Below are 18955 nucleotides of genomic sequence, written 5' to 3'. Positions count from 1 at the left end.
ACCAACGCCCTCACACAAACCGGTAGCATCAAACCAAACTAACCATCATCGTTGCAACGACCCCTAGAATCCGCCCCACCGGAGGTGCGCGCAGAGCTACCGCGAGTAGTTGATGCCGCCTGCGTGGACTTTTGCGGGCAGAAGAAAGCCTCCCGCGGCTTAGCCTGTTGGGTTTGCCGCGGGAGGCTTGAGCGTAGTGCGCTAGAAGCTTGTAGTGCTTTTACTTCTCCCAGCCGATATCTTCCTTGGGAAGGACGGCGAAGCCGTTAGCGCCATAGTTAGCTAGGCCCTTCTTCACACCGACCATCTGTGGGCCGTTGGCGAAGGGGAGGATGCCGTAGTGACCAAAGGCCTCCGACTCGAGTTCATTGACGCGGTCGATCTGCTCGTCCTTGGTTGGCAGGTTCTGCAGCTCCTCAATCTTCTTATCGAATTCCTTGGTGCCGGTGCTCGACATGTTCAGCGTGGAATCGCTGGCGTAGGTCTGGCCAAAGTAAGCGACGCCAAACGGGTCAGAGGAGGTAAACGCGGAAAGGAAGAGGTCGAAATCTCGCTCCGAGGTTACCTTGGAGAACTCGGACGAAGGGCGCTCTTCAATCTTGAGGTCAACGCCGACGTCCTTGAGCATCTTCTGCACTGCTGCGGCGAGGGACTTTGACACTTCATCGTCACCGATGAGGATATAGCGCAGGGAGAGCTTTTCGCCGTCCTTAGCGTATATACCATCGTCGCCTTGCTGGTAGCCGGCGTCTTCTAGCAGCTTCTTGGACTGCTCGGGATCGAACTTGATGACGTCCTTGATATTGTCCTTGTAGCCCTCCTGAGTGGAGTAGAGGGTAAGGGAGCCCGGCATCTCTTCTTCGTAGCCCAGGCCGTTGTAGCGGATTTCGGCCAGCTGATCGCGGTCGATGGCGGAGAAGACGGCGTGGCGTACGTCCTCGTCCTTGAGCTGTGGTGCCTTGGAATTGAGGGTGAAGATGACGTTGGCGGGGCGCAGTGCGGCACGGACATCGATGGCATCGCCCATCTCGCCAGCGATGGTGAGGCTGTTCTTGTCGGCCACACCGGCGGCGTCGATTTCGCCGGCTTGGAAGGCGTTGATGGTGGCCTGGGATTCCATAACGCGGTAGCTAACCTTCTTCAGCTTCGGCTTATCGCCCCACCACTTCTCGTTGGGCACGAGGGTAAGGGTGCCACCCTTGAAGTCCACGTTGTCTACCTTGAACGGGCCAGCGCCGTACTGCGGGTTCAGCTTGCCCAGATACGCCTTGTCGAATTTTTCTGGGCTATCGATGGCGGGGTGGAGAAGCTCGTTGAAGAGGCCCTGCCACCACGGGTAGGGGCCGTCGAAAGTGACAACGACATCCTTGTCGGTAGCGCCCTTCTCCACAGAGGTAATGCGCTCAAAGCCATCGGTGGCGTTTACCTGGACGTCTTCATCCTTGCCGTTGTTGAAGCGCCAGGTATTTTCAAAGGCATTCCAGTCAATGGGCGTGCCATCGTTGAAGGTGGCATCCTTGTTGACCTTGAAGGTGACGACGGTGTTCTCGCCCTTCTTATCTTCCTTGACATCATCGATGTAGTCGGGGTTTGGGGTGTAGTTTCCCTCGCCGTCGTACAGTGCAAGCTGTGGGTTGTACCAGCCCCAGACCGAACGGGTATCGGTGGTCATGTTGGCGTGGAACATGTTTTGCTGCTCAGTGAGTTCGTTGAGGGCGAGGGTGAGCTCGCCGTCGTCCTTGAGCTCGTCGCGGGACTTTTCGTTGTAGTCGCCGGCCGGATTAACCTCGATGTCGAGGCCGCCGACTGCCTTGGAGGAGTCGTCGTCCGAGTTGGCGGCGCAGCCGGTGAGGGCGAGGGCTGCGGCGGAGAGGGTAGCTACGGTAGCAATCCGGAAGCGGGTGAACTTTTTCATGGTGGGGTTTCTCCTTGAGTGAGAGGAAAGTGAAGGTTGCGGTAGCGGGTTAAGCTGCCACAGCAATTCAGGTGTGAGGTTTACTATATATAACGCGCGCTGTGTAGCGGGTCACTTTTGGGAAATTGGTGAGGCATTCGCTGGACCGGGGTTGCGTCGCCTGCGGGCAGCCTCCGGATCCGGAATCGGAATGGCATCCAGGAGCTTCTTGGTGTAGTCCGCTTGGGGGTTTTCGAAGATGTCATCGGTTGGCCCGGACTCTACAAATGAGCCCTTGTACATGACGGCCACCCGGTCTGAAAGGTGGCGCACCACGGACAGGTCATGGGCGACGAAAAGGTAGGACAGGCCCAGCTTTCGTTTGAGATCTTCGAGCAGGTTGATGACGCCAGCCTGGATGGAGACGTCGAGCGCGGAGACGGGCTCGTCCAACACCAACACCGAAGGGTTCGTGGCCAGCGCGCGGGCGAGGCCGATGCGCTGGCGTTGGCCGCCGGAAAAGTGGCTGGGGAAGCGATCCAGCTGAGAGGAGTCCAAACCGACAAGGCCCATGAGCTCGTTCACGCGGGCGTCCACGTCGCCGTCGTAGCCTAGGGAGTTGAGTGGTTCGGCGATGACCTCGCGCACGGTCAAGCGCGGGTTGAGGGAGCTCATCGGGTCCTGGAAGACAATCTGGATGTCCTTGCGGGCCTCGCGGCGCTCGGAATTGCTCATCCCGGCCGCGTCCTTCCCGTTGAGCACGACTGCGCCGTTTTCGGGCTTTAAGTCCATGATTTCCAGCAGGGTGGTGGTCTTGCCGCAGCCGGACTCGCCCACGATGGCCATGCATTCGCCCTTGCGAATATCAAAGGTGAGGCCGTCCACTGCCTTGACCGTGCCTACGCGGCGCTTGACCAGCGCACCCTTGGTGAGCGGGAATTCCTTGCGCAGGTCCGTGACCTCCAGGGTGGTGGGGCGCTCCTCGCGGGGGATACCGGCCATGACGTCCTCCGCGAGCTGCGGGGGTGTGAACATGAGCTCGCCGCCGATTTTGCGGTCGTGGATCTCGGGCGCGCGCAGGCAGGCGCTTTGGTGCGAGGGGGCGTCGTCAAGCGGGATAAGCGGCGGCTCGCCGTCGGAGCAGGCGGGCTGCGCTACGGGGCAGCGCGGGGCAAATTGGCAGCGCTGCTTGAGGTCCACCAGCACCGGCGGGCTGCCCACGATGGGCGTGAGCGGCTCTTCTGCTGACACGTCCGGGCGGGGCGTGGAGCCGAGCAGGCCCACGGTATAGGGCATGCGGGGTTGGGAGAAAATGGTATCCACATCACCGCGTTCCACGGGCCGGCCGGCGTACATGACCATGACATCATCGGCCGTTTCTGCCACCACGCCCATATCGTGGGTAATCATGATGGTGGCGGCGCCGGTTTCGCGCTGGGCGAGCTTAATGACGTCCAGAATCTGCGCCTGAATGGTTACATCCAGCGCGGTCGTGGGCTCATCGGCGATGAGCACGCGCGGATTATTGGCGATTGCGATGGCAATGACCACGCGCTGGCGCATGCCGCCCGAGAACTCGTGCGGGAAGGACTTCAGGCGCAGGTGCGGGTCGGGGATGCCCACGAGGTCGAGCAGCTCCGTGGCCTCTTTGAGGGCCTGCTTCTTGCCGACGTCCCTATGGGCCTGAATTGCTTCCACCAACTGCGATCCAATATCGAAGACCGGGGTGAGCGCGGAGAGCGGATCCTGAAAGATCATGCCTATGCCGTTGCCGCGGATCTCGGACATCTGCTTGTCGCTGAGACCGAGCAGCTCGCGGCCGTCGAACTTTACAGACCCGGTGATCTTCGCGTAGTCCGGCAAAAGCCCCATGATGGACATGGAGGTCACGGACTTACCGGAACCGGATTCGCCCACGATGCCGAGCGTGCGGCCAGGGTAGAGATCAAAATCCACGCCACGGACCGCGGAGACGGATCCGGCTTCGGATGGGAAGTTTACGCGCAGGTCTGTGACGGATAAGACGGGCGAGGTCATGCTTTACCTCCGGAATTCGAGTTGGGGTCGAGCGCATCGCGCAGGCCATCGCCAATAAAAGCCATGGACACGGTGAGCAAGGTCAGGGTTGCGGCAGGGAAGTAGAACAGCCACGGGGAGGATTGCACGGCGGCGGTGCCGCCCTGCAGGAGGGTGCCGAGGGAGACGTCGGGAAGCTTGACGCCCAACCCCAGGAAGGACAGGGCTGTCTCGGAGCCCACGGTGCCCACCACGCCGAAGACGAACTGGATGATGAGTAGCGAACCAATATTGGGAATGACGTGGCGCACGATGGTGCGCAGCTTGGACACGCCCATGTAGCTCGCCGCGCGGACGTAGTCTTGCTCGCGCACCGTAAGCGCCAGCGACCAAATCACGCGGGCCTGGTACATCCAGCCAAAGAGGATGAGTACGACGATAAGTAGCTTCCAGTCGCCGCCGGAATCCGCCACTACCAGTGCGATGAGCAGGAAGGTAGGGATGGACAGCAGGAAGTGAATGACGGCCAGCACCGCCTTTTCGGCGATGCCTCCCCACAAGGCTGCAGCGGATCCGATGAACGCGGAGATGACCAAGGTGGCCAGTGACACCACGATGGCGATGGTCAGGGACCTGCCTAAACCGTGAATGGTCTGGGCATAGAGGTCATTGCCGGTGTCATTCGTGCCAAACCAGTGCTCGGGGCTCGGCGGCTCCGACAGCGCAAGGAAGTCCGGCTCGGTGTAGTCCCACTTGGCAAAGAAGCCGCCAAAAAGCGCCGCAAGGACCAAGAAAGCCAAGATGATAAGACCCAAGGTGGCCAGCTTATTGCGGAAGAAGCGGCGCAGGTACAGCTTGTAGCGCGAGGTGCCACGGGGCATCTGCTCCAGGGTGGCTACCTGCTCAGCCTCGGCGGGGGAGAAGGGGTCTCCCGTAGTGACCTCGCTGTGTGTGGTGATTTCCCCGCGGGGTTCCTGCTTGAAATAGTTGCGGTCTTTAGATGGGGTCATTTAGCTCACCCTCACTCGTGGATCAAGCGCGACGACAACCAGGTCCGCCAATACCGCGGAGATGGCCGTCATGGCGGCGCCAAAGGCAGCGACAGCCGCTGCACCGTTGACGTCGTTCTTGCTAATGGTCTCGATGAAGTACTGGCCCATGCCGTTCCAGCCAAAGATGCGCTCGGTCATCACCGCACCGGTGAAGATGCCCGGGATGGAAAAAGCCACCGAGGTTGCCACCGGGATGATGGAGGTGCGCAGTGCGTGCTTGCGAATCGCCTGTTGGCGGGTCAAGCCCTTAGCGCGGGCGGTGCGCACATAGTCCGCATCCAAGTTATCCAGCAGCAAGGTGCGCTGGGTCATGTGATAGCTGGCGTAGCTAATGAAGACCAGTGAAATGGTGGGAAGAATCAAGTGCTGAGCGGAGTCTACCAGCTTGGGAAAGAAACCTTCCACGTCCAGCGAATGGGAGCCGACCACATAGAAAATCTTCTTGCCGCTGAGCTCGTTGATTTTCAGTGCGCCCCACACCACGGCGATGGACGCCACCACCACGTGGGTGTTCATCGCGATGATGGAGATGCCCTGCCAGATGCGGTCGCCGGTCTTGTACTGGCGCGAAGCGGTGTAAACGCCCACGGCCACGCCGATGAGAATGGACAAAATGGTGGAGAGTAAGAGCAGCTGCGCGGAAACCCAGATGCGGTAGCTAATTTCTGAATTCACCACCTCGCCCACCGGGGATTGGCCCCAGTCCCATTTGGTGAGGATATTGGTTAGCCAGGTCCACCAGCGTTGCACAAGTGGGGTATCGGGGCTGAGGTTATAGGGCTCGAGGAGGCTATTGATTTCCTCCGGTGAAAGCGGTGGTCGGCGGCCGGTGTAGTTGGACCGTGGGTCCAGGAAGCTGGCCGCCAAGAGATAGGCGAGGTTGGTAGCCAAAAAGATCATGAGTAACCAGCCCAAGGTCTTTTTGATCAGATATTTAGTCATAGAGATTCTCCGTGCGCGGTTAAGCAGGAAACGTGGTGCGAAGGTGTATCCAACGAGCGAATCGTTGTATGTGACTAATCTAATAATATGTTATTCAGAACACAATCAAATCCACCCCGTGACATAAATCCCCAATAATACGACAGGTATTACTGAACGTAGCTAGGGCAGAAAAATCTGCAATAAATACATCGTGAGCAGGCGATATGTGACTCGAGATTGTTGAACACTTATAGTATTTATTTAATTGAATGAAATTAACTCGGGGGTGAAAGTTTTCACTCGGCCCCGGCTGTCTGGCCGGCGCGGGTGCTGGGTAATCTTGGCGGATATGGATGACCCCACCCGCATCGATCCCACGCTTGAGTCCCTCCGCCGCGCCTGGGAGGGGCAGCCTGACCTCAGCCTTCCCACTTTCTTTGCCATGCTGGCTAATCAGGGCATTGGATGGGGCGCCACCGACGCCGAACTCGTTGCGGAATTGGAGCGCCAGGCGGGCGTGCACCCGCCCTTGCTTCCCCTGGAGGGCGGCCGCATTGCGGCAGGGGAATGGCTCGTGCTTGCCGACGCCCCCACCTACCGCATCACCGCCACCCCCACCCACATCATCGTGCGCCGCCCCGATACCCAGCCCGTGGTGTGGGCCTATGAGTCCATTCGCTCTACGGGCCCTGGCCGCCCATTTACCATCCGGGATACCGAGGGCTTTGAACACCGCTTTGGCGTGGTCTCAAGTCTCATGCGGCTGAGTGTCGAGCGCCCAGACCTCAATGGCCTAAAGCGGCAGGATTTGGGTGATTTCGTCTTCATTCTTCGCTTCGCAGCGGCCATCGGTGTGCTCGATCATGGGCTGCACCTATTTGCTAAGGAAAACCGCCGCGTAACTCGCCAGGACTACTCGTGGCAGCGCATAGAAAAATGCCGCCCCGGCGAGGAACTAGAAATGATCCTCGGGGGCGGCGACTCGGCCCACCTTGGGGCCGTTCAGGAAATCTTGGTGGCGGAGACTCCTAACCCGTTATTCGGATAGGTCCTTCATCGGACCTACCTTGCTGAACTGCAGCTTGTAAATGGTGTCCAAATCGGCGTCGGGAAACGCTGCCCGAAAATCGCGCTCATTGGTTTCAACGGCGCCAGTAAGGCGCTCCACCGGGGTGTCCGGATTTGCCGTCACCGTGTACTGCAGCGTGGGCCGCGCGCGGTCATAGGCCACGAGGCGCTCTACATGGTCCACGCCCTTGACCCCATCCAAATCTTGGGCCACGGCGCCGGCGATAGCGTTCATCGACGTCGTGATAGAGCCCTTGTCATTGGAAGAAGCGGACTCCACGTTATTGAAGCGGCGGTGGCGCAGGTTGGCCACGACAATCCACAGGCCCAAAATAAGTAGCAGTGCGGAGCCACCGGCCAGCGCCCACACCCACCAGTCATTGTCCGCCAAGCTCTTCCACGCATCGTGGTCCACCCACAGGGCTAAGTACTTGGCAAATTCCACGTTGAAATGGATCAAGATGGGCCACACGCCCAAAGCGATGAGGATGATTCCCAGCAGGCCCAGCAGGATGCGGTCCAAGGTAGCAAGTTTTCTAGACATTGTTATCCAACTCCGGAATCTTCTCTACAGCCACGGTGACCTGCGGTGGGTTCTTGAGGTGAGCCAGGCAGCGCGTAACTGCCGTCTCCACCCGGCCCTGCAGCTCCGCATCGTCCGTATCGCCATTGACGGTGACCTTGGCCGTCTTGCTATCCGCGGAGGTCTGCGCCGAGGCCACGCCCGGAACGCGGCGAGCAGTGGCCGAAGAGAGGCGGGCGATATCCACCGGCCGCATCCACATGGACGCGGTATCGGAGGCAAGTTGCATGTGCGTGGTGCGGCGCGTCTTCACTGCCGCGAAGAGGAAAATTAGGCCTACGACGATGGAGGCGACGCCGGCCCAGATCATCCAGGTCTGCAGCTCTTCAGTAGCAATGAGATTAAGCACCGGCTGTACCCAGGACTGCGCGTCGGAACCGGATCCCACCAGCCACGTCTCGCGCACGCCGACGACGCCCGCGGCGAGCAGCAGGAGCCCAAGGATCACGGCCCAAGTACGCGCCGCCGGAGACGCCTTCGGCTGCTGCCCAAAGTGTTCAGGCATGTGCTGATCAGCCATTATTGCCTCCTTGTGGGCGGTACGGGTTAATGGAAATGGCGCGCAACGGCTCGGGTCGCGGCGCATCGACGTGCACCGGCCGAGGATTCGCCGGCGTGACCTCAATGCGCTTGAACGGTTGTGGCCGCGGGGCCTTTACCGTGCGCGCAGGAGCAGACTTGGGGGCCTCGACGCGGCGCGGAGTCCACTCGTGGCGAATCTCAATCTCGCGCAGCGGCTGCGGCCGAGGAGTTGCTACCTGAACCTTTCGTGCCAGTGGACGAACCTGCCCACTAGGGATCAACCTGGCTGGGCGAGGCGCAGCCACGCTGTGCACGCGGACCGGTTTGGGTTCCCTAATCGGCCGCACCGTATGGTCGCTTGGGGACGAAATCTCACGCAGCTCGTGGTCTGGGAGGTCAGCGGAAATGTTGCGTACCTCGGCCTCGCGCGGGGTGTCCACGGACCGCACCGCGACACCGGTGGCCGGGGCGGCGATGGTGCGCACCGGTGCCTCCTGCGGTGTGGCAATGCTGCGTACATTCACCGACTCCGCAGTGACCGGCTGCCATACCGGCGAGGGCGTGATGTGGGGCGCGACGGCAGCAGCGACTTGGCGCTGTTCCACCTCTGCGGCAGTTACTCGATTGCCCGGAACGGAACCGCCGACGGTGACGTTGACGCGCGTGGTGGAATAACCGGTGTGCGCCGCGATGGCTTCCGAGATGGCGGCACGAGTATGTTCCGCCACCGTGGTGACCGGCGAAGGCCACACCACGCCAATGGTGGCGTTGACGGCTGCTACCTCGCGCTCTGGGTCCATTTGGACCGAGACCCGTGGAAAACCGCGGCCGCCGATGCCCGCTAGCTTGGCCTCTATAGCCTTGGTGCCGGGCACGCTAGCAATCGCGGCGGCAACGATGTGTTCCATGGTCCGCAGCGAGATACGCGTGTGGCCCTGAGTGGAACTATCTGTCATTAACCTTGGCCTTTCTCCTTACCAATGAGGCCATTCCACACAGAAGTGAGATCGATACGGCCATCAAAGTGTGCACCCACAATGCCGCCGATTGCGGCAAGAAGTACCGCGAGCAAAGTAGGACCCCAGCCTAGGTACAAGAAGAAGGCAAGAATAAGGCCGGAAATGATGCCCAAAGTGGTGTAATTCTTCATATCTATTCCTTCGATGGAGCAGCGGATAAGCCATCTACGGCGTCAGAAAACTCAACGTCAATGCGCTGCAGTTCGGGACAAGCCCCACGGGCGGCGGACCGAATATCTTCTGCCAAGGCATAAAGGTCCGGCGCGGCGCTGATATCAACGCGAATGTTGATCTGCAGGTGGCGATCATCGCGCGGGTCGGGCCGGCGCATGCCGACGATGCGTTCGCCCGGCAGGTACAAACTCACCGATCCGAACGAACCGCCGTCGAGCGCGGCGACACCGCGTACCTTCTGGACTGCCTCTGCAATAGCGCGGGCGTGGCTTACCTCGAGCTCGAAACGTGCTCGGGGCTCAGGCATTGGGCTTAAGCCTGACCCTGGTTCAAAGCAGCCTGGTCCTCAGCCTCGGACTCATCCTTCGGCAGCTTAACGTCGTGAACAACAACGTTGACGCGCTCGACGCTCAGGCCGGTCATGCGCTCTACCGCATTCATGATGTTGCGGCGGATGGCCTCAGCGAGCTCGTGGATGGCCACGCCGTACTCAGCGGTGATGGCAATCTCGATGCGAGCGGTGCCGTCCGCTACCTCTACGTCCACACCCTGGCGGACGTCCTCAGAAGCACCGAAGGACTCGCGGATATTGCCGATCATGCGAGCGCCGCCGCCACCCAGGGAATCCACGCCGGAAACCTCGCGGGCAGCGATACCGGCAATCTTGGACACCACGACATCATCGATGGTGGTGGTGCCGTACTGGGTTTCCAGGTTGTTATTGACCTCGCGCTCCTCGGAAGCAGGAACCTGGTTGTCGGTGTTGTGGGCAGGAGTCTTGTTTTCAGACATGGGCGAGTGTGCCTTTCTTTATTGGGTGATGCATGAACGCGATATTCAACTATCTAGGCAGGGCAAAGAGTCCACAGCCAATACCTTCGAGCTTAGATACTTCTCAGGCGAGTGTGGGGTGCGAGCCAACAAAATTTTCCAAAACGTGATTTTTGACACGGTTTAAAGCGCGGCTTGAAAAACCGCAGCCCAACATGCTTAAATACAAAGGTTGCTTTAACAGGGCAGCGAGAACCGAAGTTCGGTGATGGCGGCGGACGTCGCCAAGCATGAGTCTCGGGGAGACGCTGAGCTGGTAAAGCGAACATGACACCTTCGTTGTCGCCATGATTCAGGGAAACCTGAAGCATTGACTGGAAGGTCATCCAATCGGGCTAGGTCCGCGTTAGAGCAGTGACACCCCGAGAAGATGGACCGGAGAAGGGGCATGGCAAATAAACAGCGGCAGTAGACGAATTGGACACTCTCCACGTGTAATGCGTGAAAACCGTCCTCTTCACAATACTTTGACTACGGGTCTTGTACCCCGTCGAGAGCACTGCGTTCTGGCACTTGCCATGTACCGCAACTCTTGGTCGTCATGACAGTCAGACCACTGGCGTTGTGTCAGGCCCCAAGCCCGGACAACGTTATAGAGAAATCGAGAAGCAATTTCCCACCGCTTCACGCCCCGGAAACGCCGGGAATGTGAAAGTGGGGAAGCGAGGAAGAGGATAAGCGTGGCGGGACAAAAAATCCGCATTCGGCTGAAGGCCTATGACCACGAGGCTATCGACGCTTCTGCAAAGAAGATCGTCGAGACCGTTACCCGTACCGGTGCTCGTGTAGTTGGCCCAGTGCCGCTCCCAACCGAGAAGAACGTATACGCAGTTATTCGTTCTCCGCACAAGTACAAGGACTCTCGCGAGCACTTCGAGATGCGCACTCACAAGCGCCTGATCGACATTCTCGACCCAACCCCGAAGACCGTTGACGCTCTTATGCGCATCGATCTTCCGGCAAGCGTCGACGTGAACATCCAGTAAGCGACTTTGGTGGAGAACAAATAATGAGTGAAAACGAGATCAAGGGCATTCTGGGCAAGAAGCTCGGCATGACCCAGGTCTTCGACGAGGACAACCGCGTTGTGCCGGTTACCGTCGTCGAGGCAGGGCCATGCGTTGTCACCCAGATTCGCACCCCCGAAACCGATGGCTACAGCGCCATCCAGATCGCCTTTGGCGAAATCGACCCACGCAAGGCAAACAAGCCGGTTGGTGGACACTTCAAGAAGGCTGGCGTAACCCCGCGCCGTCACGTTGCGGAAATCCGCATGGACGACACCTCTGCATACGAGGTTGGCCAAGAGGTCAAGGTTGACATCTTCGAAGGCATCTCCTTCGTTGACGTCACCGGCAAGACCAAGGGCCACGGCTACGCCGGCGCCATGAAGCGCCACGGCTTCGCAGGCCAGGGCGCAGCTCACGGTAACCAGGCCGCTCACCGCCGCGTTGGCGGCATCGGCGGCGCTGCTACCCCGGGCCGCGTCTTCAAGGGCAAGCGCATGGCTGGCCGTATGGGCCACGACCGCGTGACCACCCAGAACCTGAAGATTCAGAAAATCGATGCCGAGTCCAACCTGCTGCTCATCAAGGGTGCTATCCCTGGTGCGCGCGGCGGTCTCGTCACCGTTAAGACCGCAGTGAAGGGCGGTGCACACGCATGAGCAACCTCAAGCTAGACGTCCACACTTCCGAGGGTAAGACCAACGGCTCTGTAGACCTGCCAGCTGAAATCTTTGACACCGAGGCATCCATTGCTTTGATGCACCAGGTTGTTAACGCTCAGCTTGCTGCTGCACGCCAGGGCACCCACGCAACCAAGACCCGCGGCGACGTCCGCGGTGGTGGTCGCAAGCCTTTCCGTCAGAAGGGCACCGGCCGTGCACGCCAGGGCTCCGTCCGCGCACCGCACTACACCGGTGGCGGCACCGTCCATGGCCCACAGCCACGCGACTACGCACAGCGCACCCCTAAGAAGATGATCAAGGCTGCTCTCTTCGGTGCACTGTCTGACCGTGCTCGCAACGAGCGCATCCACGTCATCGAAGAGCTCGTACCGGGCCAGAAGCCGTCCACCAAGTCGGCCAAGGCCTTCCTCGAGTCCCTGACCGAGCGCAAGAACGTGCTCCTGGTCATCGGCCGCGAGGACATCAATGCTCGTCGTAGCGCTAATAACCTGCCTAACGTTCAGATCCTGGACGCTGGCCAGCTCAACACCTACGACGTTCTCTACTCCGATGACGTTGTGTTCTCCGTTGAGGCGCTACACACCTTCATCAACCGCGCAACCGGCGCGGATAAGGAGGAGAACTAATGGCTAAGATTTCTAACCCACGCGATATCATCATCGCCCCGGTTGTATCCGAGAAGTCCTACGGTCTGATGGAGCAGAACGTCTACACGTTCTACGTCTCCACGGACTCCAATAAGTCCCAGATTAAAGATGCCGTAGAGCAGATCTTTGGCGTAAAGGTCGACTCCGTGAACACCGTGAACCGTGCAGGTAAGCGTAAGCGCACCCGCACCGGTTACGGCCAGCGTAAGTCCACCAAGCGTGCATACGTGACGCTCCGTGAAGGCAGCGACTCCATCGACGTCTTTGGCGCACAGGCCTAAGACGGAGACGAAGTAAGGAAGAATTATGGCTATTCGTAAGTACAAGCCGACAACTCCGGGTCGCCGCGCATCCTCCGTTTCTGAGTTTGACGAGATCACTCGTTCTACTCCGGAGAAGTCCCTGCTGCGCCCGCTGAGCAAGACTGGTGGCCGTAACAACTACGGCCGCATCACCACCCGCCACATCGGCGGTGGCCACAAGCGCCGTTACCGTCTCATCGACTTCCGTCGTAACGACAAGGACGGCATCCCGGCAAAGGTCGCTCACATCGAGTACGACCCGAACCGCACCGCAAACATTGCACTGCTTCACTACGTTGATGGCGAGAAGCGCTACATCATCGCCCCGAAGGGCCTGAAGCAGGGCACCATCGTCGAGTCCGGCCCGAACGCAGATATCAAGGTTGGCAACAACCTGCCGCTGCGTAACATCCCGACCGGTTCCATCATCCACGCTGTTGAGCTCAAGCCGGGCGCCGGCGCTAAGCTGGCTCGCTCCGCTGGTGCTTCCATCCAGCTGCTGGGTAAGGAAGGCAAGTACGCAGTTCTGCGTATGCCGTCTTCCGAAATCCGCCGTGTGGACATCCGCTGCCGCGCCACCGTTGGTGAGGTTGGCAACGCCGAGCAGATGAACATCCGCTGGGGCAAGGCCGGCCGCATGCGCTGGAAGGGCGTACGCCCGACCGTCCGCGGTGTCGTTATGAACCCGGTTGACCACCCACACGGTGGTGGTGAGGGTAAGACCTCGGGTGGTCGCCACCCTGTGTCCCCATGGGGCCACAAGGAGGGTCGCACCCGCAACCCGAACCGTTACTCCAACAACATGATCGTGCGCCGTCGTCGCCCGAACAAGAAGCGCTAAGAGGAGGTAAACAATGCCACGCAGCCTTAAGAAGGGCCCGTTCGTCGATGAGCACCTCCTCAACAAGGTGGATGCTCAGAACGATGCAGGCACCAAGCAGGTCATCAAGACCTGGTCTCGCCGCTCGACCATTCTCCCCGATTTCATCGGTCACACCTTCGCCGTCCATGACGGTCGCAAGCACGTGCCGGTCTTCATCGAGGACTCCATGGTCGGCCACAAGCTGGGCGAGTTTGCACCAACCAAGACCTTTAAGGGTCACGTCAAGGATGACAAGAAGGGACGTCGATAAGCGATGAGTGAGACCATCACCTCCGCATCCGCCACGGCCCGCTACGTCCGCGTCACCCCGATGAAGGCACGTCGCGTGCTCGATCTGGTCCGCGGCAAGTCCGTAAGCGAAGCCCTGGCTATCCTGAAGTACGCACCGCAGGGTGCTTCCAAGCCAGTTGCTAAGGTCGTTGCTTCTGCAGCCGCTAACGCTGAGAACAACTTCGGCCTCGACCCACGCACCCTGGTCATCTCCGAGGCTTATGCCAACGAGGGTCCGACCATGCGTCGTTTCCAGCCGCGTGCACAGGGTCGTGCATTCATGATTCGTAAGCGCACCAGCCACATCACCGTGGTTGTCGAAAGCCAGCAGGAAGGGGCCAAGTAATGGGCCAGAAGATCCATCCTCACGGCCTACGTTTGGGCATCACTTCCGACTGGAAGACCCACTGGTTCGCCGATAAGGACTACGCGAACTACGTAGCCGAAGACATCAAGATTCGTAACTACCTCAACAAGGGCCTCGAGCGCGCCGGCATTGCCGACGTCGTTATCGAGCGCACCCGCGACCGCGTCCGCGTGGACATTCACACCGCCCGTCCGGGCATTGTGATTGGCCGCCGCGGTGCTGAGGCTGACCGCATCCGCCGCGAGCTGGAAAAGCTGACCGGCAAGATGGTTGCCCTCAACATCCTCGAGGTCAAGCAGGTAGACGCAAACGCAACCCTGGTTGCTCACTCCATCGCGGAGCAGCTGGTTAACCGCGTCGCATTCCGTCGTGCAATGCGCAAGGCTATCCAGTCCGCTATGCGCCAGCCACAGGTTAAGGGCATCAAGATCCTGCTGTCCGGCCGCCTGGGCGGTGCAGAAATGTCCCGCGTTGAGCGCTACCACGAGGGTCGCGTTCCGCTGCACACTCTTCGCGCCGAAATCGACTACGGCACCGCAGAGGCCCACACCACCTTCGGCCGCATCGGCATCAAGGTGTGGATCTACAAGGGTGACGTCGTCGGTGGCGTACGCGAGTCCGAACTGAACGCTCCGGCACAGGGCCGTGGCCGTGACCGCAATGGTCGCTCCCGCCGCGGTGGCCAGCGCCGCCAGCGTGCACAGCAGAAGCAGGAGGGCTAATCCATGCTGATTCCTAAGCGTGTTAAGTACCGCCGTCAGCACCGCCCGAACCGTCGCGGCGTGTCCAAGGGCGGTAACCGCATCAACTTCGGCGATTACGCAATCCAGGCTCTCGAGCCGGCGTACATCACCAACCGTCAGATTGAGGCCGCACGTATTGCCATCAACCGCCACGTCAAGCGTGGTGGCAAGGTGTGGATCAACATCTTCCCGGACCGTCCGTTGACCCAGAAGCCGCTCGGCGTTCGTATGGGTTCCGGTAAGGGCCCGGTCGAGAAGTGGGTGGCTAACGTTAAGCCGGGCCGCGTGCTTTTCGAGATGAGCTATCCGAACGATGCCGTTGCAATTGAGGCTCTGCGCCGCGCTGGCCAGAAGCTTCCTTGCAAGGTCCGTATCATCAAGAAGGAGGACCAGTTCTAATGGCAACCGGTACCCCCGCCCACGAGTTCCGTGAGCTCGACAACGCTGAGCTGCAGTCCCGCCTGAAGGATGCGAAGGAAGAGCTGTTCAACCTTCGCTTCCAGAAGGCCACCGGCCAGCTAACCAACAACCGCCGCATCGGCACGGTTAAGCGCGACATTGCCCGCATCTACACCGTTCTGCGCGAGCGCGAGCTGGGCCTGTCCGTTGCTCCGGGAGCTGAGGCTTAATCATGAGTGAGGCTAACGTGACTGATTCCAAGAAGGCACCTACTCCGAAGAAGGAGAAGGTCAAGGGCGCTCCTAAGGTTCGCACCGGCTACGTAGTATCCGACAAGATGACCAAGACCATCGTTGTCGAGCTGGAAGACCGCAAGCAGCACGCCCTGTACGGCAAGATCATGCGCTCTAACAAGAAGGTTAAGGTGCATGATGAGGAAGAAACCGCAGGCATTGGCGATCTCGTACGCATCGCTGAGACCCGCCCGCTGTCCAAGGACAAGCACTTCCGTCTCGTTGAGATCATCGAGAAGGCTAAGTAAAAACTAGCCAGCGCAGCCCCTGCTCCGAACCTTAGGGTTCGGGGTGGGGGCCTTCGCCGTTTTAGGACTTCTTTACGGCCGGGCCCTGCCATAAAACCAGTAGGGAACCCACGTGACGTCGGTGGTGTCTAGGCCCCATTCATTCACCGCGAGGCCTCGCACGCTTTTTGCTAGCCTCCCCTCGCCGGAAGCCCATACGTACCCTGGCCTCGGCGCACCAGCATAGTCCGCTCTCAGGGCGGCAATGACAGCCTCCGCCTCCTCGTGCGGTTGGGTATGAATAATCCGCAGGCTGCGTACGCCCGCCTCCCATCTAGCTGCGAGGCCTGGTTCTACCTCGTCGTTGCTGGTAACCACGGCCATAACGTCGGTGGCCCGAAGCATTTCCGGGTTATGGTCTTCTTGGTAGGCCAAAATGTGCCGCAGCGCGGGCAGGGCGGATGCGTCGGCGACTAGAAGTTGTGGCTTTTCGGTTGGCCGCCACAGGTCGTTGCAGGTGAAGAATCCCGCTGTATCCCCGGCTTGTGCGCGGCGAATCCACCGCGAGCCAGGTCCTGAATCACCGTGTGTCACCACGTCGACATCGACTGTGGCCTCCTCCGAGTGGAGCGCGCGGATGGTGTACCAGCGCAGGTCCGGCCGCCTCTCCGCGTCGATCGCGCTCACAGCCGAGCGGAGGTTTATGCCGTCGACGGGGAAGGGTGTAAATTCCTGTTCATCTCGGGGCATGACGAGGCCAAAGAATTCATCGGGACCGGAGAGGGTGTATGTCCGGAAAGCCTCGGCGTAGAACGTGAGCCGGTGCAAGCGCGGACTGATGCGTTTATTGGCGGTCAAAGTAACGGGGATGAGTTCGTGCGCAGACATTGGGGCCGATTGTAGAGAAGGGTTCATGTGTCTAATAAATTACTATTTTAGTTTAGCCTTGCCTAATCGTGCCTATGCGTTATAAGGTAAGCAAGGCTATTTTCCTCCTTTATTGAAAGGCTTAACCTCATGAAGATTTTCGGCCGTCGCACCATGGGCGCAGTAGCAATGTTTTCCGCCGGAGCCTTAGCTTTAGGCGGTTGCTCGCGTGGTGAGGGCGATGAAACAGCTCAGGCGACCGACGCTGTCAGCGAGCAGCGCGTGGCTAGCCTGGGTCTAGGCGATGCCGACACGCTGCTTGCCCTGGGGATCACTCCCGTAACGGTGGCGCCGTGGGGTGCTGAGGGGGATGGTGATCCTTCTGGCGTCGGCCCCTGGGCAGAGGAACTTTTGGGCGAGGCAAAGCCTGAGGTGATTTATAATACCGCAACCGGATTTACGGCGGATACCTTTGAGCAGGTCACCGCGGCTGACCCCACCCAGATCATTGCGGTGAACCAGGCGGTGGATGCACGCACGAAGGGATCCCTGGAAGAAATCGCGCCTACCACCGTCAAGCCGAACGGCTATGAAGACTGGCAGGTACCCTGGGAAAAGCAGGTAGAGACCATCGCGGATGCGGTGGGCAAAAAAGACGAAGGCGATAAGCTTATCGATGACACTGAAAAGGCATTCGAGGAATTCCGCCACGAGCACGCGGAATTGCAGGATAAGTCTGCGGCCATCGTCATGCCTTATGACGGCAAAATTGGTCTATACACCGAGGAGGATGGGCGTGGACAATTTATCGAGAACCTTGGCATGGAGATCCCCGATGCATTGCAGGGCGATGGAGGCAGCTTCTTCGTCGACATTGCCCCAGAAAACTACGCGAAGCTTAACCAGGTTGATTACCTCTTTGTCCTGGACTACAACGGCTCCTCCGATGTCTTGAAAAAGGATAAGAACTTCCAAGGCCTCGACATTGTCAAGGATGGTCGCGTGCGCTACTTGGATACCGATACCGGCAATGCCATGAGTATGCCCAACCCGGTGACCATCCCCTGGGCAGTAGATAAATTTGAAGAGAAACTGTAATTGTCAACAACCACGATGGACGGCCAACAAATCCAGTCGGATTCCGCAGCAGATAGTCCTACGACCACCGGCACCCCCGCACCGGTAGTGACGCGGGCACAGAGCCATAAGATGCTCCTTGTCGTCTTCATCCTCGCCAGCCTGGTGTTGGCGGTGGTGTCTTTGGCGGTGGGCTCCCGCTCGATTCCGCCCGAGGGGGTTATCGCTGCCCTGCACGGGGCAGGGGAGCAGGATATCCGCGATATCGTGTGGAACCTGCGCATGCCGCGCACCTTCTTGGCTTATTTCGCCGGCGCGGCCCTTGCTGTGGCAGGTGTGCTGGCGCAATCGTGGACCAGAAACCCGCTAGCGGATCCAGGATTTATTGGTGTTACCGCGGGCGCGTCCTTCTTCGTTGCCTTAGGCACGGCCATTGGCATTGCTACCTCCACCAGTATGCGGACCGCCCTCGCGCTCGTTGGCGCGGGTATTACTACGCTGCTGGTCTTAGCCGTATCGCGGCGGTTTGAGGATCCCCTGACGCTCATTCTGGTGGGCGCCGGCGTCTCCGCAGCTTTGGGATCGGGCGCGATGGTCATCGGTCTATATTCCACGGACGTCCTCGATAGCATGCGGCGGTGGACTATCGGCTCGACCTTTGGCCGCGGCCCAGAAGATGTCGCGATCGCGGGCATAGGGCTAGTTATTGGCGTAGCGTGTGCGGCGATGGTCGCTAGACCCCTCGACCTTTTGGCCATGGGGGAGGAGTCCTCCCTCGCCTTGGGTGGGTCCCCCACCACCGCGCGGGTAGGCGCGGCGCTCAGCGTCGTGGTGTTGGCCGGCAGCGCAACGGCAGCAACGGGCCCCATTGCCTTCGTCGGTTTTGCCATTCCCCACATCGTGCGGCGGGTGGTGGGCCCTAGCGTTGCCACCTTGCTTTTGCCCTCCGCGCTCTTGGGCGGTTGTGCCGTGCTTGCCGCTGATATCACCGGCCGCCTCATTGCGGGTAACTCGGAGCTGGAGATGTCGATCGTCCTCGCGATAGTGGGCGCACCTTTCCTCATTTGGGGTGCTCACCGCGGCGTAGGAAGAGCATGGGGGCAATAA

25 protein-coding genes are annotated in these 18955 nt (G+C 59.8%); 14 read left to right on the top strand and 11 right to left on the bottom strand.

Annotation, left to right across the window (positions count from 1 at the left end):
• Nucleotides 1-220: 220 nt before the first annotated feature.
• The 4 genes from QP941_RS04205 to QP941_RS04190 all read right to left on the bottom strand — a co-directional run bounded on the left by QP941_RS04205 (nucleotide 221) and on the right by QP941_RS04190 (nucleotide 5904).
• On the bottom strand, nucleotides 221-1915 hold the full coding sequence (locus tag QP941_RS04205; RefSeq protein ID WP_284868105.1) for an ABC transporter family substrate-binding protein: 1695 nt from the start codon (nucleotides 1913-1915) through the stop codon (nucleotides 221-223).
• A 111-nt stretch (nucleotides 1916-2026) separates the two neighbouring features.
• Complete coding sequence (locus QP941_RS04200; RefSeq protein ID WP_284868104.1) at nucleotides 2027-3931, bottom strand: dipeptide ABC transporter ATP-binding protein; 1905 nt, start codon at nucleotides 3929-3931, stop codon at nucleotides 2027-2029.
• Nucleotides 3928-4920 (bottom strand): ABC transporter permease, encoded by a 993-nt coding sequence (locus tag QP941_RS04195; RefSeq protein WP_284836626.1) that lies wholly within the window; start codon nucleotides 4918-4920, stop codon nucleotides 3928-3930. Before QP941_RS04195 ends, QP941_RS04200 begins: the two co-directional genes overlap by 4 nt.
• Nucleotides 4921-5904 carry an ABC transporter permease gene (locus QP941_RS04190; protein ID WP_023020541.1) on the bottom strand — a complete coding sequence of 328 codons (984 nt, stop codon included), beginning with the start codon at nucleotides 5902-5904 and terminating at the stop codon, nucleotides 4921-4923. It abuts the gene before it with no gap.
• Between the two features lie 331 nt (nucleotides 5905-6235).
• On the opposite strand from QP941_RS04190, the gene QP941_RS04185 reads away from it, so the two are divergent.
• The gene (locus QP941_RS04185) at nucleotides 6236-6934 is read left to right on the top strand and encodes a hypothetical protein (RefSeq protein ID WP_284868103.1); all 699 of its coding nucleotides are present in this window, start codon (nucleotides 6236-6238) and stop codon (nucleotides 6932-6934) included.
• Here the strand turns inward: QP941_RS04185 and amaP are convergent.
• The 6 genes from amaP to QP941_RS04155 are packed head-to-tail and all read right to left on the bottom strand — an operon-like array spanning nucleotide 6923 to nucleotide 10044.
• On the bottom strand, nucleotides 6923-7498 hold the full coding sequence (amaP, locus tag QP941_RS04180) for an alkaline shock response membrane anchor protein AmaP (protein WP_284868102.1): 576 nt from the start codon (nucleotides 7496-7498) through the stop codon (nucleotides 6923-6925). The two genes, QP941_RS04185 and amaP, sit on opposite strands and share 12 nt — an antisense overlap.
• On the bottom strand, nucleotides 7491-8057 hold the full coding sequence (locus QP941_RS04175) for a DUF6286 domain-containing protein (protein ID WP_005327992.1): 567 nt from the start codon (nucleotides 8055-8057) through the stop codon (nucleotides 7491-7493). The genes amaP and QP941_RS04175 overlap by 8 nt, the downstream gene beginning before the upstream one ends.
• Complete coding sequence (locus tag QP941_RS04170) at nucleotides 8050-9015, bottom strand: Asp23/Gls24 family envelope stress response protein (protein WP_284868101.1); 966 nt, start codon at nucleotides 9013-9015, stop codon at nucleotides 8050-8052. Before QP941_RS04170 ends, QP941_RS04175 begins: the two co-directional genes overlap by 8 nt.
• Nucleotides 9015-9209, bottom strand: a complete 195-nt coding sequence (locus QP941_RS04165; RefSeq protein ID WP_005322852.1) for a hypothetical protein — start codon at nucleotides 9207-9209, stop codon at nucleotides 9015-9017. The genes QP941_RS04170 and QP941_RS04165 overlap by 1 nt, the downstream gene beginning before the upstream one ends.
• 2 nt (nucleotides 9210-9211) lie before the next feature.
• Entirely contained in the window at nucleotides 9212-9559 is a 348-nt protein-coding gene (locus tag QP941_RS04160; protein ID WP_049378862.1) for a hypothetical protein, read from the bottom strand.
• A 5-nt stretch (nucleotides 9560-9564) separates the two neighbouring features.
• The gene (locus QP941_RS04155; protein ID WP_284868100.1) at nucleotides 9565-10044 is read right to left on the bottom strand and encodes an Asp23/Gls24 family envelope stress response protein; all 480 of its coding nucleotides are present in this window, start codon (nucleotides 10042-10044) and stop codon (nucleotides 9565-9567) included.
• A 719-nt stretch (nucleotides 10045-10763) separates the two neighbouring features.
• Here QP941_RS04155 and rpsJ point away from each other — a divergent pair.
• The 11 genes from rpsJ to rpsQ are packed head-to-tail and all read left to right on the top strand — an operon-like array spanning nucleotide 10764 to nucleotide 15925.
• On the top strand, nucleotides 10764-11069 hold the full coding sequence (rpsJ, locus tag QP941_RS04150) for a 30S ribosomal protein S10 (RefSeq protein ID WP_003848085.1): 306 nt from the start codon (nucleotides 10764-10766) through the stop codon (nucleotides 11067-11069).
• 23 nt (nucleotides 11070-11092) lie between these two features.
• Entirely contained in the window at nucleotides 11093-11749 is a 657-nt protein-coding gene (rplC, locus tag QP941_RS04145; protein WP_238800390.1) for a 50S ribosomal protein L3, read from the top strand.
• Nucleotides 11746-12399, top strand: coding sequence for a 50S ribosomal protein L4 (gene rplD, locus QP941_RS04140; RefSeq protein ID WP_284868099.1), 654 nt, complete (start codon nucleotides 11746-11748; stop codon nucleotides 12397-12399). The genes rplC and rplD overlap by 4 nt, the downstream gene beginning before the upstream one ends.
• Nucleotides 12399-12701: a 50S ribosomal protein L23 gene (gene rplW / locus QP941_RS04135; RefSeq protein ID WP_284820963.1), complete on the top strand. Its 303-nt coding sequence runs from the start codon at nucleotides 12399-12401 to the stop codon at nucleotides 12699-12701. The genes rplD and rplW overlap by 1 nt, the downstream gene beginning before the upstream one ends.
• Before the next feature lie 25 nt (nucleotides 12702-12726).
• Nucleotides 12727-13563 carry a 50S ribosomal protein L2 gene (gene rplB / locus QP941_RS04130; RefSeq protein ID WP_204610252.1) on the top strand — a complete coding sequence of 279 codons (837 nt, stop codon included), beginning with the start codon at nucleotides 12727-12729 and terminating at the stop codon, nucleotides 13561-13563.
• Between the two features lie 13 nt (nucleotides 13564-13576).
• A complete protein-coding gene (gene rpsS / locus QP941_RS04125; RefSeq protein WP_005276936.1) occupies nucleotides 13577-13855 on the top strand; it encodes a 30S ribosomal protein S19 in 279 nt (92 codons plus the stop codon).
• A gap of 3 nt (nucleotides 13856-13858) precedes the next feature.
• Nucleotides 13859-14221: a 50S ribosomal protein L22 gene (gene rplV, locus QP941_RS04120; RefSeq protein WP_005276938.1), complete on the top strand. Its 363-nt coding sequence runs from the start codon at nucleotides 13859-13861 to the stop codon at nucleotides 14219-14221.
• Nucleotides 14221-14964, top strand: a complete 744-nt coding sequence (rpsC, locus tag QP941_RS04115) for a 30S ribosomal protein S3 (protein WP_023027807.1) — start codon at nucleotides 14221-14223, stop codon at nucleotides 14962-14964. The genes rplV and rpsC overlap by 1 nt, the downstream gene beginning before the upstream one ends.
• A gap of 3 nt (nucleotides 14965-14967) precedes the next feature.
• Nucleotides 14968-15384: a 50S ribosomal protein L16 gene (gene rplP / locus QP941_RS04110; protein WP_023020553.1), complete on the top strand. Its 417-nt coding sequence runs from the start codon at nucleotides 14968-14970 to the stop codon at nucleotides 15382-15384.
• Nucleotides 15384-15614, top strand: coding sequence for a 50S ribosomal protein L29 (gene rpmC, locus QP941_RS04105; RefSeq protein WP_005322842.1), 231 nt, complete (start codon nucleotides 15384-15386; stop codon nucleotides 15612-15614). Before rplP ends, rpmC begins: the two co-directional genes overlap by 1 nt.
• Before the next feature lie 2 nt (nucleotides 15615-15616).
• The gene (rpsQ, locus tag QP941_RS04100) at nucleotides 15617-15925 is read left to right on the top strand and encodes a 30S ribosomal protein S17 (RefSeq protein ID WP_049378865.1); all 309 of its coding nucleotides are present in this window, start codon (nucleotides 15617-15619) and stop codon (nucleotides 15923-15925) included.
• Nucleotides 15926-15997: 72 nt separating this feature from the next.
• Here rpsQ and QP941_RS04095 read toward each other — a convergent pair whose 3' ends face one another.
• Nucleotides 15998-16792, bottom strand: a complete 795-nt coding sequence (locus tag QP941_RS04095) for a siderophore-interacting protein (RefSeq protein ID WP_284868098.1) — start codon at nucleotides 16790-16792, stop codon at nucleotides 15998-16000.
• A 129-nt stretch (nucleotides 16793-16921) separates the two neighbouring features.
• Here QP941_RS04095 and QP941_RS04090 point away from each other — a divergent pair, with 129 nt between their 5' ends.
• A complete protein-coding gene (locus QP941_RS04090; protein WP_284868097.1) occupies nucleotides 16922-17869 on the top strand; it encodes an ABC transporter substrate-binding protein in 948 nt (315 codons plus the stop codon).
• The gene (locus tag QP941_RS04085) at nucleotides 17870-18955 is read left to right on the top strand and encodes a FecCD family ABC transporter permease (protein ID WP_284868096.1); all 1086 of its coding nucleotides are present in this window, start codon (nucleotides 17870-17872) and stop codon (nucleotides 18953-18955) included.

Source organism: Corynebacterium sp. MSK150, from assembly GCF_030229215.1.
Lineage (GTDB): Bacteria > Actinomycetota > Actinomycetes > Mycobacteriales > Mycobacteriaceae > Corynebacterium.
Note: the sequence above shows the minus strand (reverse complement) of the source record. Positions and strands in the feature narration are given on the sequence as shown.

Coding starts and splice junctions, on each gene's coding strand:
- rpsS (WP_005276936.1), top strand. CDS start 13,577: ATGCCACGCAGCCTTAAGAAGGGCCCGTTCGTCGATGAGCACCTCCTC.
- QP941_RS04090 (WP_284868097.1), top strand. CDS start 16,922: ATGAAGATTTTCGGCCGTCGCACCATGGGCGCAGTAGCAATGTTTTCC.
- QP941_RS04190 (WP_023020541.1), bottom strand. CDS start 5,904: ATGACTAAATATCTGATCAAAAAGACCTTGGGCTGGTTACTCATGATC.
- QP941_RS04185 (WP_284868103.1), top strand. CDS start 6,236: ATGGATGACCCCACCCGCATCGATCCCACGCTTGAGTCCCTCCGCCGC.
- QP941_RS04095 (WP_284868098.1), bottom strand. CDS start 16,792: ATGTCTGCGCACGAACTCATCCCCGTTACTTTGACCGCCAATAAACGC.
- QP941_RS04160 (WP_049378862.1), bottom strand. CDS start 9,559: ATGCCTGAGCCCCGAGCACGTTTCGAGCTCGAGGTAAGCCACGCCCGC.
- amaP (WP_284868102.1), bottom strand. CDS start 7,498: ATGTCTAGAAAACTTGCTACCTTGGACCGCATCCTGCTGGGCCTGCTG.
- rplC (WP_238800390.1), top strand. CDS start 11,093: ATGAGTGAAAACGAGATCAAGGGCATTCTGGGCAAGAAGCTCGGCATG.
- rpsQ (WP_049378865.1), top strand. CDS start 15,617: ATGAGTGAGGCTAACGTGACTGATTCCAAGAAGGCACCTACTCCGAAG.
- rpmC (WP_005322842.1), top strand. CDS start 15,384: ATGGCAACCGGTACCCCCGCCCACGAGTTCCGTGAGCTCGACAACGCT.
- rplW (WP_284820963.1), top strand. CDS start 12,399: ATGGCTAAGATTTCTAACCCACGCGATATCATCATCGCCCCGGTTGTA.
- QP941_RS04155 (WP_284868100.1), bottom strand. CDS start 10,044: ATGTCTGAAAACAAGACTCCTGCCCACAACACCGACAACCAGGTTCCT.
- QP941_RS04165 (WP_005322852.1), bottom strand. CDS start 9,209: ATGAAGAATTACACCACTTTGGGCATCATTTCCGGCCTTATTCTTGCC.
- rpsC (WP_023027807.1), top strand. CDS start 14,221: ATGGGCCAGAAGATCCATCCTCACGGCCTACGTTTGGGCATCACTTCC.
- rplP (WP_023020553.1), top strand. CDS start 14,968: ATGCTGATTCCTAAGCGTGTTAAGTACCGCCGTCAGCACCGCCCGAAC.
- rplB (WP_204610252.1), top strand. CDS start 12,727: ATGGCTATTCGTAAGTACAAGCCGACAACTCCGGGTCGCCGCGCATCC.
- QP941_RS04175 (WP_005327992.1), bottom strand. CDS start 8,057: ATGGCTGATCAGCACATGCCTGAACACTTTGGGCAGCAGCCGAAGGCG.
- QP941_RS04170 (WP_284868101.1), bottom strand. CDS start 9,015: ATGACAGATAGTTCCACTCAGGGCCACACGCGTATCTCGCTGCGGACC.
- QP941_RS04200 (WP_284868104.1), bottom strand. CDS start 3,931: ATGACCTCGCCCGTCTTATCCGTCACAGACCTGCGCGTAAACTTCCCA.
- rplV (WP_005276938.1), top strand. CDS start 13,859: ATGAGTGAGACCATCACCTCCGCATCCGCCACGGCCCGCTACGTCCGC.
- QP941_RS04195 (WP_284836626.1), bottom strand. CDS start 4,920: ATGACCCCATCTAAAGACCGCAACTATTTCAAGCAGGAACCCCGCGGG.
- rplD (WP_284868099.1), top strand. CDS start 11,746: ATGAGCAACCTCAAGCTAGACGTCCACACTTCCGAGGGTAAGACCAAC.
- QP941_RS04205 (WP_284868105.1), bottom strand. CDS start 1,915: ATGAAAAAGTTCACCCGCTTCCGGATTGCTACCGTAGCTACCCTCTCC.